This window comes from Psychrobacter sp. GTC18467 (genome assembly GCF_055397455.1).
The window spans coordinates 2,023,249-2,040,179 of the sequence record NZ_AP038920.1; the positions used below are offsets into that span (position 1 = coordinate 2,023,249).

The window sequence follows — 16,931 nt, forward strand, 5'->3', positions numbered from 1 at the left end:
ATGACTAAGCAAGCATTATCAAGATATGTTATGATGGTGCTTCATTTCAGTGAACAGGAGTAAGTTTTGAGTAAGGCAAAGATTGCTATTTTGGGGGCAGGGCCTAGTGGGCTTGCGCAACTGCGAGCGTTTGAAACGGCTCGTTTAGCCGGAGCAACTGACCTCCCTGAGATAGTTTGTTATGAAAAACAAAACGATATTGGCGGGATGTGGAACTACAATTGGCGAACTGGTCTTGATAAACACGGTGAGCCGGTTCATGGCAGTATGTACCGTTATCTATGGTCAAATGGTCCAAAAGAGTGCTTAGAGTTTGCTGATTATTCCTTTGAAGCGCATTTTGGCGAGCCGATTCCCTCTTATCCGCCGCGCGAAGTGTTAAAAGATTACATCATGGGGCGAATTGATAAGCACGATATCAAAAAATATATCCGCTTTGAATGTCCGGTGCGCTGGGTGACCTTTGATGACGACACGCAAAAATTTACCGTGACCGTCATGAACCATAAAACTGGCGAGCAAGAAACCGACGAGTTTGATTTTGTTGTCGTAGCCACCGGTCATTTTTCGACACCAAACATGCCTTATTTTGAAGGTCTTGAGCAGTTTCCCGGGCGTGTACTTCATGCTCACGATTTCCGCGATGCCCTTGAATTTAAAGACAAAGAGGTGCTACTCGTTGGTAGCAGCTATTCTGCTGAAGACATTGGCACTCAGTGCTACAAGTACGGCACAAAATCGGTCACTATCAGTTATCGTAGTCAGCCATTAGGCTATGAGTGGCCCGAAGGCATTAGCGAAGTGCCCTTATTAACTCATTTTGAAGATGATATTGCGCACTTTGCCGATGGCACAAGTCAGCGCTTTGATGCGGTCATTATGTGCACAGGCTATTTGTTTCATTTCCGCTTTTTACCTGATGAGCTGCGACTGCAAACGCATAACTGCTTGTATCCGGCAAACCTTTATAAAGGTATTTTTTGGCAGCCAAACCCAAAGCTTATCTACCTTGGTATGCAAGACCAATACTTTACCTTTAACATGTTTGATGCCCAAGCTTGGTTTGCGCGCGATGTGATGCTTGGCAAGATTGAGTTACCAGAGCTTGAAGCTCGTCAAAAGGACGAAGCCGATTGGCTTGAGCGTCATGATGCTTTAAACGGCTGCAACGAGTCGATCGACTTTCAAGCAAGCTACATTCGCGATTTGACCAATGCCACGGATTATCCTGAGTTTGCGGTCGAAGAGCAGGGCGAGATTTTTAAACAGTGGCAACAAGATAAAGCCGCTGACATCATGGGATTTCGCGAAAAAGCCTATCGCTCAACTTTGACCGGAACGCTTGCGCCCAAGCTTCCTGAGCCTTGGCTTGAGGTGCTTGATGACTCGCTTGAGCACTTTTTGGACTTGGTTGGCGTGACTGAAGGCATGACTGAAAGTAGCGAAAATGACAGCGCACCCACTGTAAAATCTCAGACGGTAAATAAAGTCACGGAAAATAAAACCGCTTCTAAAAAATCAGCCAATGAAGCCGAAGCTAAAGCATCGTAATTTTAGATTGGATTGAATTAAATTTGCCAAACTTGAACGTCAGGTTTGGCTTTTTGTTTTTAAAATTAAAAAGTTAATTAAATGCTAATTGCCAAGCCAAATACAGCATCAACAAACCAACCAAACCATCAAGAATATTCCAAGCTTTGGGTTTGGCAAATATCGGTGCTAGCAACCGCGCGCCAAAGCCTAAACTAAAGAAAAATAAAAACGATGCCGTTACCGCGCCCATGGCAAATAGTTTGGCATTTTCCGCGCCCGTTGACACCATGCCAACCAACACCAAAGTGTCCAAATAAACGTGTGGATTAAGCCAAGTAAAGCCAAAACAAAGCAGCAGCGCTTTTTTAAGACTTGTGGTCAAATGCGCGCTGGCATGAAGGGCAGATTGATTGGTGATGCTTGCGCGTAGATTTTGCAGTCCATAAGCCAATAAAAACAGCGCCCCGAGCCATTTAGCTATGGTCACCACTTGCGGAAACTTTGCGGTGACCGTCCCAAATCCGGCAACCCCCGCGACGATTAATAACGCATCGCTTACCGCGCAAAACAGGCAAACCCAAAACACATGCTCGCGCTTGATGCCTTGCTTTAAAATAAACGCATTTTGTGAGCCAATCGCCACAATAAGCGACAGCCCAAGCAGCAATCCTGAACTAAAATCTGCATTAATTAGCGCTGTCATTTGCTAAAATTCATCATAAAACCTGCTACACTACCTAAAGTACGAGGAGTAAAAATAAAAAAATTGCCCAAAATAAAATGATCCTGAACGAGGTAATAACAAAGGAATCAAGCAAATTATGGTCGTAAGCTTAACACGAATGCTAAAATCCTTTGGTCAGCCATCAACTGAGACGGCGCAAAAAAACGCATCTGAAACACCAGCGCCAAAAAGTGCCGATTATAGCAGCCCTAATCAATCAGCGACTCAAAATAATAGTGAAAACAATAAAATCAGTAATAAAGATTTGTCAAATAATAGTACCCTTACCGAGCGCTACCTTGCCAATAAATTGCGTTATCAGCGATGTGGTCGACCACCGTTTGATATGGCGTCGCGATGGCAGCTGCGCCATGGACATTGCCCGATGATGACTGAACTGATAGACGTGGTTGACCCTGATACTTTAAACGCCATGCCGATTGAAGCGGTTGCTGTTCTTGATCGGATTAACGGTAAGCTTTCGCGCTACCGTGAGTGGAGCGCCCAAATTGATGACAATCATCGTCATGATGAGCGCAAATTTGTCATTGATAAACTCATTCAAGAAAGCATCCCTGAAGCCATTCATCATTATCAGCAGTTGCAGCGCTTTAGCCCGCATCGAACCAAAAATAGCGTCGTTCAAAGTAACATGACCGCAGGTGACTTACTGACCGATTTGTTTTTGCAAATTGATTACGAACTTGATGAGCTTCTTGATGAATTGCACCAAACCGTGGTCAATCGCTTGGCGTCCACCCACCGCTACGTCAAAAACCGAACCAAGCATTCATGAATTGTGACGCCATCAATGTAACCCGCGTTAGCGACCATTAACGATAAAGATATGGTCACAGGTCACAATGTTTTGTTTAATAGACCTCTTGCAAAAGTTAAAGCGCATTCTCAAAGTTGACAATGCCTGTGAATAACTTCATCCGAAGATCATAGCGTCGTCTTCGGTTGCGATAGCGTTCAGCGACCATCTTGAATAACTTAACCAATCCTATTTTGTGCTCAACTAAAATACGACACTTAGCAAGGTACTGATTGGCGTGTTTGGCCTCACTAATCAAACTGCCCCCTTTAGGCTTTTTGAACGGGGTGAACGTATTGTCATGCAATTTAGCAAGACCTTGATAACCGCCATCTGCCATGATATATGCCGTATCCGGCAGCCAATCTGGTCGAGTGTCTTTGTAGAGCTTGAAGTCGTGAACTGAGCCTTTGCAGGTTTGAACGTCTAATATCGTCCCCGTTTGCCAATGAATGATGAGCTGTGCCTTTAGGGTGTGTCGTTTCTTTTTGCCGCTGTAGTATTGTTTTTGGTTTTTTTTGGACGCTCAATCGGGGTTTCTGTGGCATCGACAATGACCGCTGACCAGTTAATGTCATCGTCTGTTCTGCTTGGCAGTTTTTTCGGTAAGTCAAATTGACCTGACGTGATAAGAATATCTTCAACTTTACGAACGATGCGACATGCTGAAGATTCGTGAACCCCAAAGTCCATGCCAATATGATAAAGTGTTCGATACTCCCGCCAGTAGGTTAGCGCCAGTAAAATTTGTTCTTCCAGACTGAGCTCACTTGGTCTGCCAGATTTTGTCTTCTGAGTCTCATGCGCCTGCATGGCTTTAAGCATGTGCTCAAAGGTCGCTTTTTCTATACCGGTGTAGCGTTTGAAGTTAGCATTGCTTTGGCTAAGGAGTTTGGCGGTATCGGGCATAATATGGTCATTCTTTGTGAGTCAGTTACGGATATCCTAGCAAGTTGGGATACTTTTGCAAGAGGTCTAATAGAGAAAAAGCAATTAAAGGATGCTCAAATGACCCAAGCAACTGCCTTATTTCTTATGTTTTTATTATACGGCGTCTTACCGGCAGCAGGCGTGTATTTGGGTTATCGCGGCTTTAAAAAAATCACTGCGCCTAAAATGCTTGGCTATAAATCAATTCCAAAGCTTGGTTATATTCCTGAAAAAAGCCTTCCTGAACCGGTCAAAGTTGCCCTTAATGAGATTAACCAAAAAGGTGAAAAGTTGCGGCTGATTTATGGCGACAGCAATAACGATGGCAAAATTGATGATTCCGACAGCGTGAATGAAACTTATGTCATGATTCAAAATTTAATGGACAACCACATTCCGCAAGCGGTTCGCGATTATCAAAGGCTTTATGATTTAGAAGGCGCGCGCGCTGATTCGACCAAAATTAAAAATTCCAACGTCACCGCTCAAGGGGCATTATTAGAAGTGTTAAGCACCATTAATAAGCAATTTGATGAGCTTCTTGACGCGTCCTATCATCAAGATGGTCAAAAATTGCTTGCGACCAATCGTTATTTGCAGCAGCGTTTTGATGGCGTAGAAGATACGTTAAGCCTACCAAATGACGATAGGGTATAAGTAGGGCTCTATGATACTAATCGGCGTCGGCGCGGTCACCGCAATCACGATTTATTATTTGGGTAAAAAAAGCTGGCACGCCCTGCACCGTATCGCCGGAATTACGCCAGGTGTTATGGTTTATCAAAACCCAAAAGCGCCGCTAATAATTAATAAACTGCAATGGCAAAAGCTTGAATTAAACCCTGCGCATTTGCAAGGGTTAAATAACGATTTGCTGCGGCAATTGCAAAATATTGACCAAAAATTAGCTCATTTTGAAAGTTATCAGCAGTCGTTAAATGAAAATAATCAAGCGCTTAGCGAAGAAGAATTTATCGCCCATAAATTTATTTATTTCAGACTTCCTGAAATGCTGGCAAGCTATTATCATTTACGGCAGTCCTATCAACAAAAAAACATCAACGCTGAAAAAATGAGTGACGCTGAGCAATTATTAAAAGAATTACTCGATGGTATTGAAGAACGGTTAGATGGGGTATTAAGTAAAATAGAAGCCCAACATTGGCAAGAATTAAAAGTAATGAAGCGTTATTTAGACACTCAGCGCTAATATTACAAAAATTGAAAAATAAAAAAGCAGTAATTAAAGTTACTGCTTTTTTATTATCAAAACGATTTTAAGTTAACAATTACTTTGAACGGCGATTGCGATTGTCTGTTGGGCGCTCGCTACGTTGGCGATTGCCTTTATCATTAGCATTTCTTCGCGAACTTTCTTTATTGTCATTACGTTTACTGTCACGCTGATAATCGCGGCGAGCTTTAAGCGGTTTGTCTTTAATTCGCTCTTGCTTACGTTTTGCCGCACCTTGAAGTCCGGTATCTTGGCGCGGTCGTAAGCTGACCAAATCGGTTAAGCTGTTGATGTCTTTTTTATCAAGCTCTAAAAAGCGACCGGTTCGCAGCTCTTTTGGCAGGCTGATGCTGCCATAGCGCGTTCGAAGCAGGCGGCTAACCTTAAGCCCTTGCGATTCAAACAGTCGGCGAACCTCACGGTTGCGACCTTCTTTTAGTTTAACGTGATACCATTTGTTGACACCTTCACCGCCACCTTCTTTAATATCTTCAAATTGCGCCATGCCATCGTCAAGCATGACACCGGCGGTTAGGTTTTTAGCAATCTCCGGCGTCACTTCGCCCAACACGCGAACGGCGTACTCACGGGTAATCTCGTTTGAGGGGTGCATCAAGCGATGCGCAAGCTCGCCATCGTTCGTGAATAGCAACAGTCCCGTTGAGTTGATATCCAAGCGACCAACCATCACCCAGCGGTCGTGAGTCAGCTTTGGCAAGCGCTCAAATACGGTAGGGCGACCTTCAGGGTCGGTTGCTGAGCAAATCTCCCCTTCCGGCTTATAATAGGCTAACACGCGGCGGCGCTTTTCATTTTCGGCTTTGTAGCGGATTAAGCGACCATCAACTCGGATTTCATCACCGATATTGACCCGATCGCCAATCGTAGCAGGGGCGCTATTGATGGATACGCGACCTGATCTAATGACGTCTTCCATTTGCCGGCGTGAGCCAAGCCCCATTCGGGCAAGCGCTTTTTGCAGTTTTTCGTCTTTCATGATGAATTCCTTGATTCGGTGGCTACATTTCGCAATGTAGAGTTCTATTAAAAGCATTTTAAAGTAAGCTGCTATAACTGCAAGAACTTATTTTAAAATTCCAAAAAATAGTTTTTCTAACTTTTGAAAGACAAAGTGCAAAATTTTGTAACATTAGTTAGTAGATATTAGCTAATTTCAATTTTCTTATGGTATCATGCCGCTTAAATTTGCTACATTAGTTAAGTTTTGTAAATTAATGATGGGTTACGGTTTATTAAGTAAAGAAGTGGAGCGGCTATGAAGCGATTAACCAAAATATCTGGGATTTCAGCGCTTTTAAGCATAAGCCTTTTAGCGGGGTGCGCCACTCACAGTACGATTACTTCAGGGTTTAAGTCTGGTGATTTACCGCCTTATGGCGCGTTTAAAGCTGAAAATGGCATTGAGTTTGTCGTTCAACCATTGACTTTGGCGACCTTGCCGCTAAAGCAAATTGCGACTCCTAATGCCAGCCTTGCTCAATTAATTCGATCTTCAGGACGAGTAGATTATAAGATCACGTCAGGGGATATCTTAAGTATTGTGTTATCAGGATATCCTGATATTGCACCGCCGACCGCATTAAATAGTAGTAATCCCTACGCTGCAGGATTTCCAGTGGATCAACAAGGCTTTGTCCAGTTTCCTTTAATTGGGCGAATTAAAGCAGCTGGTCTTAGTGTTCCGCAATTTACCGCTAATCTGCAGCGACAGCTGCAGCGCTATTTAAAGTACTCAGATCCACAAGTTAAAATCATTGATTATCGTGGTAATAAGTTTTTTATTGATGGTGAGGTTAAGCAGCCGGGTGAATTTAATATGACTGATGCGCCTGTAACGCTTTATGGCGCAATATCAATGGCAGGCGGGGCAATGCCGACAGGGGATTCGGATAACATTGTCCTCAACCGCAATGGCGTTAATTATAATTTAGGGCTGCAGTCACTTCGCCAAATGGGATCATCTGCCAATCAAATTTATATTAAAAATGGCGATTCTATTCATGTGAACAGCCAAAGCCGAAACAAAGTTTATGTGTTAGGTGAGTTTGGTAAAGTTGAGCCCGTTCCAATTTTAGAGCAGGGATTAAGTTTAGCTCATGTCCTAGGAGAATCAAGCGGTCTTAATTCTAATACTGCTAATGCTGCAAAAATTTATGTGGTTCGTGATAATCCAAATTATCCTCAGACCAATATCTACTATGTTGATATGCAAAATATCACAAGCTTTGCGTTAGCGAACCGTTTTGAGATGCAGCCTAATGATATCGTTTATGTTGATCCGACAGGGCTCACTCGTTGGAACCGTGTGATCAGTGCTCTGCTGCCATCAACATCAGCTATTTCTATTTTATCAAGATTATAGTAGGCGATATCATGAGCTTTAATAATATTTTAGTCGTTTGTGTCGGCAATATCTGCCGAAGTCCTATTGCCGAGGCGTTATTAAAGAAACAATTTCCCAATAAACATATCGATTCTGCAGGGCTGTCAGCAGTAGTAGGTCATGGCGCAGATGATCAAGCTATGGCAGTAATGAGCGCTGACGCTAATATTGATATGAGTGATCATATCGCTAAGCAAATTAATGAAGATTTGGTTAAACAAGCTGATTTGATTTTTACGATGTCAGAAAATCAAGTCCGCTGGATTGAGTCGCAGTGGCCGCATTGTCGGGGTAAGACATATCGGCTTGGACACTGGATTGATAAAGACATTGCTGATCCTTATGGTCACGATGATAATGCATTTATTACAGCCAAAAAAGACATTATAAAAAGTCTAGATTCCTGGTTTGATAAGATTTAAGTGGCAATGAGTTATGAGTACAACTGCAAAAAGCACGCCTGCGCAAGCTAAAGCAATGGACGATGATGAAATTGATTTGGTAGCGCTGCTATTAAGCCTGCTTCGAGGTTGGAAGACGTTACTGCTGTGCGCCATTCTTGGACTGATAATTGGTGTTTTATACAGTCGCTATGTTGCACCAACTTTTAAATCCGAAGCTTTGCTTCAAATCGATGATAAATCATCGGGGATTTCAGCTTTAGGTGCTAATATCTCTGAATTGGTATCGCCTGATGTCAGTCCTGCGCAGACTGAAGCTGAGTTGATCAAATCGCGAATGATTTTAGAACCAGTAATTAATGCGCTACATCTACGCATTCGTTTAAGCGACCCTGAAATTAGCGTTATTAAAAAAATAAAAAATAATCGCAATCATACGCAGGTTAACTCCTCTGAAGGTGTCTCGTTAGTCACTGAAGATGGTCGTGTTCAAATCAGCCAGTTAAACGTCTCACAAGGCTACTTAAATCAGCCAATGACGCTTACCCGCCGCGGTGATAGTTTTTTATTAACCAATGGTTTTGATGACTTTAAAGGTCAGCTTGGTCAACCTCATCAGTTTCAAGGGTCGGATGGCGTCATTCAGATTACGGTCAATGACTTACCGATAAATGAACACCCTATTACGGTTATTAAGCAATCACTTCAAACGGCAACGAATAACATTAATAGCGCGCTGTCGGTCGTTGAACGTGGCAAGCAAACCGGAATCATTCAGTTGTCAATGACGGGGAATAATCAGCAGCAAGTCAGCTTAATTTTAAAAGAAATTGTTTTGTCATATATTGATCAAAACCAATCACGTGGTACGGAAGAAACGACTAAAACGCTTGATTTTATGGAAACGCAGATTCCAAAGCTTAAGCAAAAATTGGAAGAATCCGAGTCTGCGTTTAATAATTTTCGTGAAAAATACGGCACCATTGATGTCAGTAAAGAAGCCGAGTTATTAATCACAGAAAATGGTCAAATTGACTCACAAATCAATGAGTTAAATCTCAAAAAAGCCGATTTAACCACCTATTATACGGATGAGCATCCTTTAGTTGTTCAAATCAATGATCAGTTAAAAGTACTCAACGATAGAAAACAAGAAATTAAAGGAACGGTAAGTAAGCTTCCTGAGATTCAGCGCGAGTTTTTAAAGTTGTCAGAAGATGTTGGTATTAACCGCGAAATTTATCTGACCATGCTCAAAAACTATGAGCAGCTAAAAATCGTAAAAGCTGGTCAGATTGGCTTTGCGCGTATTATTGATTTGCCAATCAGCACCTTTAAAGCGATTGCCCCAAAAAAAGCGTTAATCATGCTACTGGCTACACTTTTAGGTCTGATGCTTGGAACGGTGCTGGTCTTAATTAAAAATATGCTCAGAAGCCCTGTAAAAGATCCTGAGCGATTGGAAGCAAAAACAGGCGTTCCTGTTATTGCTACGGTTCCTCATTCAAATACATTAGCCAAACTTGCAAAAAATAAGAAAATTAATAATAGCCTATTGACCAATATTGATTCTGATAGCTTAAGTTACGAAGCGATCAAAAGCTTAAGAACGCATTTAATGTTTGGTATGCCCAATCAAAGTAAATCCAACCAGCGTGCCCGAATCATTCTAGTGACTGGCGAAAGCCCAGCCATTGGTAAATCTTTTATCTCCGCCAACCTAACGGAAGTTTTTGGTCAGCTAGATAAAAAGGTATTGATTATCGATGCGGATATGCGCCTTGGTCGACTTCATGAAATGTTTAATATGACTCCGGACAATGGTCTTTCCGACTACTTTGCTCAAGACAATAGTGAGTTGTCAGAAATCGTTCATCCGACCATGCTTGAGCATGTTGATTTCATACCTAGAGGTAGAATGCCCAAAAATCCGACCTCTTTACTTGCCAGTGATCGTTTTGAAAAGCTCATGCAACAGCTAGGTGAGTATTATGACTATATTGTTATTGACTCAGCGCCGGTTTTAGCAGCGTCAGACGCTATCATTTTAGCGCGTTATGCTGATAAAGTGCTCATGGTCACCCGCTATAATAAATCTATTGAAGGTCAGGTTGTCTATGCTGTTAAGCAAATGGAAAAAGCCAATGTCCAAGTTGATGGTCTAGTACTTAATGACATGCAGCAAGGATTACTAAGCAAATACAGCTATCACTATAATTATGCCTACGGCAAAAATAAATAATGACTCAGGTATTGGTAACGGTTGGAAGTTTTTAACATGGCAGTGGATTTTAATTCCTATTCTAGTCAAGCAAAAGGTGCTAATGACGGTTGGCTAAATAAGCTTTCTAATCAATTATTGAAGCTGCCAAGACCTATCAAACGAGGCGTATTAATCTTCGCTGATTTTGTTATGGCAGCGGTCTGTCTATTTTTAGCCATTTCTTTGCGTTACGGCAAGCTTGACAATCACATTGGTATGCTTGCTTTGTGTTTATATGCTGCCATTCCTATTTTAGGACTTTATCTTATTGGTTTTTATAAAGGCGTCGCTCGCGCCTTTTTTGAAGGGCTGATGGGGCGTGTGCTACAACTATTTCTTGTGCTCATTATTATTTATAAAGGGCTGTTATCGCTTGATTATATGCCTGATATGCCAAGATCGGCGCCAATTATATTTTTGTTCTTGTTTTTTATCTGGCTTTGGAATAGCCGGCTGACCATCAAAGAGCTGCTTATGCGCGGTCAAGGCAAAAGCTTAAAGTTAGGTAAAGACTATTCTGGCTACGATAATGTCTTGATTTATGGTGCCGGCGAGGCAGGTCGTGAATTGCTAGAGGGTCTTAAAAACTCGCATAAATACTATGTCAGCGCCTTTATTGATGATGACCCTCAGTTAACTGGAGCTTACGTTTTTGGTAAGCGTATTTATGCGGCTCGTGAGCTTATTGATGTGGTCAATAAGCTTGAAATTGCCCAAATCTTTTTAGCCATGCCTTCTATCAGCCGCAACCGCCGCCGTGAAATTATTGATAGCTTAGCAGATATCTCAATTAAAATTAAAGCGCTGCCAAGCTTGCAAGAAATTGCTGATGATCAAGTAACGGTCAGTACAATGCGCAAAATTGACATCTTAGACGTGCTAGATCGGCAAACGGTTGAACCCGTCCAATCACTCTTACAAAAAAATATCACAGGTAAATCTGTCTTAGTTACCGGCGCCGGCGGCTCTATTGGTAGCGAGCTTTGCCGCCAAATATTAAAAAATAAGCCTAAAGCTTTGGTACTTTATGAATTGTCTGAATTTGCGCTTTATAGCATTCACCAAGAGCTATTATTAAAACAAAGTAATAACCCTAACTATAAAGATATTGAGATTACTGCAATTTTGGGTAATGTGGTCAACGAAGAGCACTTAATTAAGATTTTCAAGCAGCATCAAATCCAAACCGTTTACCATGCCGCCGCCTATAAGCATGTCCCTATTGTTGAACACAATCCTTTTGAAGGTGCTATTAATAATAGCAAGGGTACCTATCACTGTGCTCGTGCCGCAATTAAAGCAGGTGTTGCCACTTTTGTGCTTATCTCAACCGATAAAGCCGTTCGCCCAACCAATATTATGGGCGCATCAAAGCGCTTGGCTGAGCTTGTCTGTCAGGGCTTGAGCCAATCACAATCTACCACCTGTATTAGCATGGTGCGCTTTGGTAATGTTTTGGGCTCCTCTGGTTCTGTCGTTCCGGTATTCACTAAGCAAATTGAACAAGGTCGACCAATTACTGTCACTCACCCTGATGTTACCCGTTATTTTATGACCATTCCGGAAGCTGCGAACCTTGTCATTCAAGCAGGAGCTATGGCAAAGGGCGGAGAGGTTTTCGTTCTTAACATGGGCGAGCCCGTCAAGATTGTTGATTTAGCGCGGCGGATGATTTTCTTAAGTGGCTGTATTCCAAAAGATGCTGCCCATCCAGATGGTGATATTGAGATTAAGTTTACCGGACTGCGACCTGGCGAAAAGCTTTATGAAGAGCTGATCATCGGTGATGATAATGTTGAAGCAACGCATCATCCGCTGATCATGCAAGCGATGGAACACAGTTTTGCGCTGAGCGAAGTTGAAGAAACGCTTGCCGACTTGCCACAAAAAGCACGCGATGAAGATATCGACTGGCTCAAGCAGCGCTTTGAGTATTTTGTAGATGGCTATAAAGCGCAGTCTGCCGCTTAAAATAAATTTAACATAGTAAAACTGAGGATAATAGATGCTAACACTCAATGATATAAAAATCGCCGTTATCGGTCTTGGCTATGTCGGATTGCCACTAGCGGTTGAATTTGGCAAACATCGCCCCGTTGTAGGCTTTGATATCAATACTCAGCGTATTGATGAGCTTAAATCTGGAACTGATCATACCTTAGAGGTCAGCGATGACGAGCTTAAACAAGCAGCCCAGCTTAGCTTTAGCTCAGATTTAGCGGATCTTAAAGACTGTAACTTTTTTATTGTTACGGTACCCACACCTATTGATGATTTTAAACAGCCTGATTTAACGCCGCTGATTAAAGCTTCGCAAGCACTTGGTAGTATCTTGAAACAAGATGATATCGTCGTCTATGAGTCCACCGTCTACCCTGGGGCTACTGAAGAGGTCTGCGTTCCTGAATTAGAAAAGGCATCTCATCTTAAATTTAATACTGATTTTTATGTTGGCTATAGTCCAGAGCGAATCAATCCAGGCGATAAAGAGCACCGAGTTACTAATATTTTAAAGGTAACTGCCGGATCTACGCCTGAGATTGCAAATCTTGTTGATGATGTTTATAACTTGGTAATTACTGCTGGAACTCACAAAGCAGCTTCTATTAAAGTTGCTGAAGCGGCAAAGGTGATTGAAAATACCCAAAGAGATGTCAACATTGCTCTTATTAATGAGCTTGCTGTTATCTTTAATAAAATGGGTATTGATACCGAAGCTGTGCTCAAAGCTGCCGGAACAAAATGGAACTTTTTACCATTTCGCCCAGGTCTTGTCGGCGGTCACTGTATTGGCGTTGATCCGTACTATTTAACTCATAAAGCCCAAGCCATCGGCTATAATCCTGAAATCATTTTGGCAGGTCGCCGCCTAAATGACGGCATGGGTGAATATGTTGCCACCCAGCTAGTCAAAACCATGATTAAAAAGCGCATTCAGGTAGAAGGCGCAAAGGTTCTTGTTTTAGGATTTAGCTTTAAAGAAAACTGTCCTGATGTTCGCAATACAAAGGTTATCGATATTATTAAAGAGCTTCGCGATTATAATATTGACGTTGATGTCTATGATCCTTGGATTGATGCTAGTGAAGCTGAGCACGAATATCAAATTATGCCTATTAATGCGCCAAAATCTAACTACTATGATGGGGTTATATTAGCGGTTGCCCATCAACAGTTTGTTGATATGGGCACTGATACTATTCGTGATTTTGGTAAAGATCAGCATGTGCTTTATGATCTTAAATATCTATTTGATAAAAATTCGTCAGATATTCGTTTATAATTATTAAAAAAGAGCAGCTATTATGTCGCAGTACGAAGCTATACAAAAAAGCCTAATTGATACTCCTAAAGTTTGGTTAGTCACGGGGGTTGCCGGATTTATCGGCTCAAACTTGCTTGAGACGTTATTAAAGCTTAATCAAGCTGTGGTTGGGCTTGATAACTTTGCTACAGGGTTTCAGCATAACCTTGATGAAGTCCAAAGCTTAGTGAGCCCTGAGCAGTGGGCGCGATTTCGCTTTATTGAAGGTGATATCCGTAATCTTGAGGATTGCCAAAAAGCTTGTCTCGGTATTGACTATGTGCTGCACCAAGCTGCCCTTGGGTCAGTACCACGATCGATAGCAGACCCGATCAATACCAATAGCACTAATATCGATGGCTTTTTAAATATGCTGGTGGCAGCGCGTGATGCGAAAGTTAGCAGCTTTACTTATGCTGCCAGTAGCTCAACCTATGGCGACCACCCGGCACTGCCTAAAGTTGAAGATACCATCGGCAATCCGTTGTCGCCTTACGCAGTCACCAAATATGTCAATGAGCTGTATGCCGATGTGTTTGCGCGAACATATGGCTTTCATACTATTGGGCTGCGCTATTTCAACATTTTTGGTAAGCGCCAAACGCCTGATGGTGCTTATGCTGCCGTCATTCCAAAATGGACAGCAGCTATGATTAAAGGCGAGGATGTTTATATCAATGGTGATGGCGATACCAGTCGCGACTTTAACTTTATTGAAAACGCCGTTCAAGCCAATATCCTAGCCGCCACTGCCAATGACGAGTCTAAAAACCAAGTGTATAACGTCGCTGTCGGTGGTCGAACGACACTCAAAACGCTGTTTGACGCGTTAAAGGAGCATTTGGCAAATAATGGCATTGAGTATGCCAAAGCGCCTGTCTATCGCGACTTTAGAGCAGGAGATGTACGCCACAGTCAGGCTGATATTAGCAAAATTAAAAATAAGCTGGGCTATGAGCCAAAGTTTAATATTATTCAAGGTATTGAAAAAGCGATGCCTTGGTATGTGAAGTTTTTAGCTTAGTATGATAAATAAGATAAAGACCTCTTTTAAGCGAGTTAGCAAAAGTAAAGATGGAAAGGTAGTGGCGAGCAATTTTGGCTATTTGATGCTTTTACAAATTGCTGGCTACATATTTCCGTTGATTACGATTCCATATCTAGCTCGTGTCATAGGTGTAGACGGTTTTGGCAAAATTGCATTTGCTGGCGGGGTAGTAATTTGGCTAAAAACTATATCTGATTGGGGGTTTAATTATACAGCTACGAGAGATGTGGCTTTAAATAAGGATAACTTAGAGAGGGTGTCAGAGATATTCAGCAATGTTCTGTGGGCAAGAATATTTTTAATGCTTATCTCATTTTTGATATTATTGGGAGCTATAGCAATAATTCCTTACTTTAAAGAGAACCAAGCTATACTGCTAGTAAGCTTTTTATTAGTACCAGGAGGGATATTTTTTCCAGACTGGTTCTTCCAAGCTATGGAGCGCATGAAGTTTATCACTATTTTTAGCTTGCTAAGTAAGACGATATTTACTTTGTTGATATTTTTATTTGTTAAGAGTAAAGAAGACTATATTCTTCAGCCATTATTTATAAGTTTAGGGTTCGTAGTATGCGGCATTTTTGCTATGTATGTGATATTGTTCAGATGGAAAATAAAGCTTTATGCTCCTAATCCTAGTCAAATAATGTTAACCATAAAAAGAAGCTCTGACGTTTTCATAAACAATATTGTTCCAAACTTATATAATAGCTTTTCTATTGTGCTTTTAGGTTTCTTCTCAGGAAGCGTTGCTAATGGGCTACTAGATGCTGGAAGTAAGTTTACAAATATAATTCAGCAGTTTTTGTCTATCGTTTCAAGAGTTTTTTTTCCTTTACTGTCTAGAAAAATAGATTCTCACCAACTTTATGCTAAGCTAAATATAATATTATCAATTATTGCTTCGGTAGTATTATTTTTATCTGCGCCTTATATTATAAAACTATTTTATACAGAAGAATTTTCGCCTGCTATCTTAGTATTAAGGATAATGTCACTTTCTATTGTCTTTTCTGCTTTAATAAGTACTTTCGGCACTAACTTTATGATAATAAAGGGCTATGAAAAAAGCTTAAGAAATACAACGATAGTCTGTTCTGTCATCGGTTTCTTGATTTCATTTCCTTTAATTTACATTTATTCCTTTATTGGTGCCGCAATTACTATAACGCTGACAAGAGCTATTTTGGGCATGAGCATTATGTACAAAGCAAAAATCATCAAAAATAAAGAGTTAGCCATATGAAAATAGCCATTCATCATCGTAAAGGTAGTTTTTCTGAGCGCTGGATTACCTATTGTGAAAAAAACGCCATAGACTACAAAATAGTTAACGCTTTTGACAGTGATATTATCCAACAAGTTAAAGGTTGCGATGCTTTTATGTGGCATCATCATCACGGTCATTTCAAGGACGTAATCGCTGCTAAGAAAATTCTATTTTCGTTAGAGCAAGCAGGTATCAAAGTTTTCCCTGATTTTAATACTGGTTGGCATTTTGATGATAAAGTAGCCCAAAAGTATTTATTGGAAGCAATTGATGCGCCTTTAGTTCCGAGCTATGTTTTTTATGATAAAAAGGAAGCAATGACTTGGGCTCAACAAACTTCTTATCCAAAGGTTTTTAAGCTTAAGGGTGGAGCAGGAGCGACAAACGTTAAGCTTGTCAAAAATAAAAAGGATGCTGAAAAATTAATTAATCAAGCCTTTGGAAAAGGCTTTAGCCAGTTTGACCGCTTAAATAATTTAAAAGAGAAATGTTCTAAATACAAAAATGGCAAAGAGTCGTTGTTAGGAGTCGCCAAAGGCGTAGGTCGTTTAGTCGTTTCATCAGACTTTGATAGACAACAAGCACCGGAACGAGGCTATATTTATTTTCAAGACTTTATACCGAATGAAGGTTTTGATATAAGAGTTGTAGTCATTGAAAATAAAGCAGTAGCATTAAAAAGAGTAACAAGAAAGAACGATTTTAGGGCCTCTGGAAGTGGAAATTTGGTATTTGAAAACGAGCATATAGATAAAAGGTATATTAAGATAGCTTTCGATTTGAGTAAAAAACTGAAAACTTCTTCATTAGCTATAGATTTAATCCATAGTAAGCAAGATGCGATATACGTTGTTGAGATTAGCTATGGTTTTCCTATGCTAAATTTCTTAGATTGTGCGTCAGGCTATTGGGATAATATGTTAAATTGGCATCAAAGTTATTTTAACCTTCAAGAGTGGATAATAGGTTCATCTTTAAAGGATATAAAAGATAGAGATTAATC

At 41.0% G+C, this 16,931-nt stretch carries 15 protein-coding genes and 1 pseudogene; 12 read left to right on the forward strand and 4 right to left on the reverse strand.

The window, feature by feature from the left end; translation table 11 throughout:
* Positions 1-66 precede the first annotated feature (66 nt).
* Positions 67-1,551, forward strand: a complete 1,485-nt coding sequence (locus ACZ5XY_RS08995) for a flavin-containing monooxygenase (protein WP_464740909.1) — start codon at positions 67-69, stop codon at positions 1,549-1,551.
* A gap of 73 nt (positions 1,552-1,624) precedes the next feature.
* Here the strand turns inward: ACZ5XY_RS08995 and ACZ5XY_RS09000 are convergent, their stop codons facing one another.
* Positions 1,625-2,236, reverse strand: coding sequence for a LysE/ArgO family amino acid transporter (locus ACZ5XY_RS09000; protein ID WP_464740911.1), 612 nt, complete (start codon positions 2,234-2,236; stop codon positions 1,625-1,627).
* A gap of 118 nt (positions 2,237-2,354) precedes the next feature.
* Here ACZ5XY_RS09000 and ACZ5XY_RS09005 point away from each other — a divergent pair, with 118 nt between their 5' ends.
* Positions 2,355-3,053, forward strand: coding sequence for a hypothetical protein (locus tag ACZ5XY_RS09005; protein ID WP_464740913.1), 699 nt, complete (start codon positions 2,355-2,357; stop codon positions 3,051-3,053).
* Positions 3,054-3,150: 97 nt separating this feature from the next.
* On the opposite strand, the pseudogene ACZ5XY_RS09010 reads toward ACZ5XY_RS09005, so the two are convergent.
* A pseudogene (locus ACZ5XY_RS09010) lies at positions 3,151-3,534 on the reverse strand (transposase family protein); the annotation flags it as partial.
* A gap of 8 nt (positions 3,535-3,542) precedes the next feature.
* Positions 3,543-3,983 carry a transposase family protein gene (locus tag ACZ5XY_RS09015; protein WP_464740915.1) on the reverse strand — a complete coding sequence of 147 codons (441 nt, stop codon included), beginning with the start codon at positions 3,981-3,983 and terminating at the stop codon, positions 3,543-3,545.
* Between the two features lie 99 nt (positions 3,984-4,082).
* Between ACZ5XY_RS09015 and ACZ5XY_RS09020 the strand changes: the two genes are divergently transcribed.
* Complete coding sequence (locus ACZ5XY_RS09020; RefSeq protein ID WP_464740917.1) at positions 4,083-4,661, forward strand: hypothetical protein; 579 nt, start codon at positions 4,083-4,085, stop codon at positions 4,659-4,661.
* Positions 4,662-4,671: 10 nt separating this feature from the next.
* Positions 4,672-5,214 (forward strand): hypothetical protein, encoded by a 543-nt coding sequence (locus ACZ5XY_RS09025; protein ID WP_464740919.1) that lies wholly within the window; start codon positions 4,672-4,674, stop codon positions 5,212-5,214.
* Between the two features lie 79 nt (positions 5,215-5,293).
* On the opposite strand, the gene rluB is transcribed toward ACZ5XY_RS09025, so the two are convergent.
* Positions 5,294-6,235 (reverse strand): 23S rRNA pseudouridine(2605) synthase RluB, encoded by a 942-nt coding sequence (gene rluB, locus ACZ5XY_RS09030; RefSeq protein ID WP_464740921.1) that lies wholly within the window; start codon positions 6,233-6,235, stop codon positions 5,294-5,296.
* A gap of 279 nt (positions 6,236-6,514) precedes the next feature.
* On the opposite strand from rluB, the gene ACZ5XY_RS09035 reads away from it, so the two are divergent.
* The 8 genes from ACZ5XY_RS09035 to ACZ5XY_RS09070 all read left to right on the forward strand — a co-directional run bounded on the left by ACZ5XY_RS09035 (position 6,515) and on the right by ACZ5XY_RS09070 (position 16,929).
* Positions 6,515-7,621: a polysaccharide biosynthesis/export family protein gene (locus ACZ5XY_RS09035; protein ID WP_464740923.1), complete on the forward strand. Its 1,107-nt coding sequence runs from the start codon at positions 6,515-6,517 to the stop codon at positions 7,619-7,621.
* Positions 7,622-7,632: 11 nt separating this feature from the next.
* Positions 7,633-8,064 (forward strand): low molecular weight protein-tyrosine-phosphatase, encoded by a 432-nt coding sequence (locus ACZ5XY_RS09040; protein WP_464740925.1) that lies wholly within the window; start codon positions 7,633-7,635, stop codon positions 8,062-8,064.
* A 13-nt stretch (positions 8,065-8,077) separates the two neighbouring features.
* The gene (locus ACZ5XY_RS09045) at positions 8,078-10,285 is read left to right on the forward strand and encodes a polysaccharide biosynthesis tyrosine autokinase (RefSeq protein ID WP_464740927.1); all 2,208 of its coding nucleotides are present in this window, start codon (positions 8,078-8,080) and stop codon (positions 10,283-10,285) included.
* 171 nt (positions 10,286-10,456) lie between these two features.
* Positions 10,457-12,277 (forward strand): polysaccharide biosynthesis protein, encoded by a 1,821-nt coding sequence (locus tag ACZ5XY_RS09050; protein WP_464740929.1) that lies wholly within the window; start codon positions 10,457-10,459, stop codon positions 12,275-12,277.
* A gap of 34 nt (positions 12,278-12,311) precedes the next feature.
* Positions 12,312-13,589, forward strand: coding sequence for a Vi polysaccharide biosynthesis UDP-N-acetylglucosamine C-6 dehydrogenase TviB (gene tviB, locus ACZ5XY_RS09055; RefSeq protein WP_464740931.1), 1,278 nt, complete (start codon positions 12,312-12,314; stop codon positions 13,587-13,589).
* A 22-nt stretch (positions 13,590-13,611) separates the two neighbouring features.
* The gene (locus tag ACZ5XY_RS09060) at positions 13,612-14,634 is read left to right on the forward strand and encodes an NAD-dependent epimerase/dehydratase family protein (protein ID WP_464740933.1); all 1,023 of its coding nucleotides are present in this window, start codon (positions 13,612-13,614) and stop codon (positions 14,632-14,634) included.
* A 1-nt stretch (position 14,635) separates the two neighbouring features.
* Positions 14,636-15,904 carry a flippase gene (locus ACZ5XY_RS09065; RefSeq protein WP_201532936.1) on the forward strand — a complete coding sequence of 423 codons (1,269 nt, stop codon included), beginning with the start codon at positions 14,636-14,638 and terminating at the stop codon, positions 15,902-15,904.
* Positions 15,901-16,929 (forward strand): ATP-grasp domain-containing protein, encoded by a 1,029-nt coding sequence (locus tag ACZ5XY_RS09070; protein WP_464740935.1) that lies wholly within the window; start codon positions 15,901-15,903, stop codon positions 16,927-16,929. The genes ACZ5XY_RS09065 and ACZ5XY_RS09070 overlap by 4 nt, the downstream gene beginning before the upstream one ends.
* Positions 16,930-16,931 lie beyond the last annotated feature (2 nt).

Bases quoted from the DNA above. Each gene is read 5' to 3' on its own strand.
- ACZ5XY_RS09025 (WP_464740919.1), top strand. From the start codon at position 4,672: ATGATACTAATCGGCGTCGGCGCGGTCACCGCAATCACGATTTATTAT.
- tviB (WP_464740931.1), top strand. From the start codon at position 12,312: ATGCTAACACTCAATGATATAAAAATCGCCGTTATCGGTCTTGGCTAT.
- ACZ5XY_RS09035 (WP_464740923.1), top strand. From the start codon at position 6,515: ATGAAGCGATTAACCAAAATATCTGGGATTTCAGCGCTTTTAAGCATA.
- ACZ5XY_RS09045 (WP_464740927.1), top strand. From the start codon at position 8,078: ATGAGTACAACTGCAAAAAGCACGCCTGCGCAAGCTAAAGCAATGGAC.
- ACZ5XY_RS09005 (WP_464740913.1), top strand. From the start codon at position 2,355: ATGGTCGTAAGCTTAACACGAATGCTAAAATCCTTTGGTCAGCCATCA.
- ACZ5XY_RS09040 (WP_464740925.1), top strand. From the start codon at position 7,633: ATGAGCTTTAATAATATTTTAGTCGTTTGTGTCGGCAATATCTGCCGA.
- ACZ5XY_RS09060 (WP_464740933.1), top strand. From the start codon at position 13,612: ATGTCGCAGTACGAAGCTATACAAAAAAGCCTAATTGATACTCCTAAA.
- ACZ5XY_RS09070 (WP_464740935.1), top strand. From the start codon at position 15,901: ATGAAAATAGCCATTCATCATCGTAAAGGTAGTTTTTCTGAGCGCTGG.
- ACZ5XY_RS09050 (WP_464740929.1), top strand. From the start codon at position 10,457: ATGGCAGCGGTCTGTCTATTTTTAGCCATTTCTTTGCGTTACGGCAAG.
- ACZ5XY_RS09015 (WP_464740915.1), bottom strand. From the start codon at position 3,983: ATGCCCGATACCGCCAAACTCCTTAGCCAAAGCAATGCTAACTTCAAA.
- ACZ5XY_RS09065 (WP_201532936.1), top strand. From the start codon at position 14,636: ATGATAAATAAGATAAAGACCTCTTTTAAGCGAGTTAGCAAAAGTAAA.
- ACZ5XY_RS09000 (WP_464740911.1), bottom strand. From the start codon at position 2,236: ATGACAGCGCTAATTAATGCAGATTTTAGTTCAGGATTGCTGCTTGGG.
- ACZ5XY_RS09020 (WP_464740917.1), top strand. From the start codon at position 4,083: ATGACCCAAGCAACTGCCTTATTTCTTATGTTTTTATTATACGGCGTC.
- rluB (WP_464740921.1), bottom strand. From the start codon at position 6,235: ATGAAAGACGAAAAACTGCAAAAAGCGCTTGCCCGAATGGGGCTTGGC.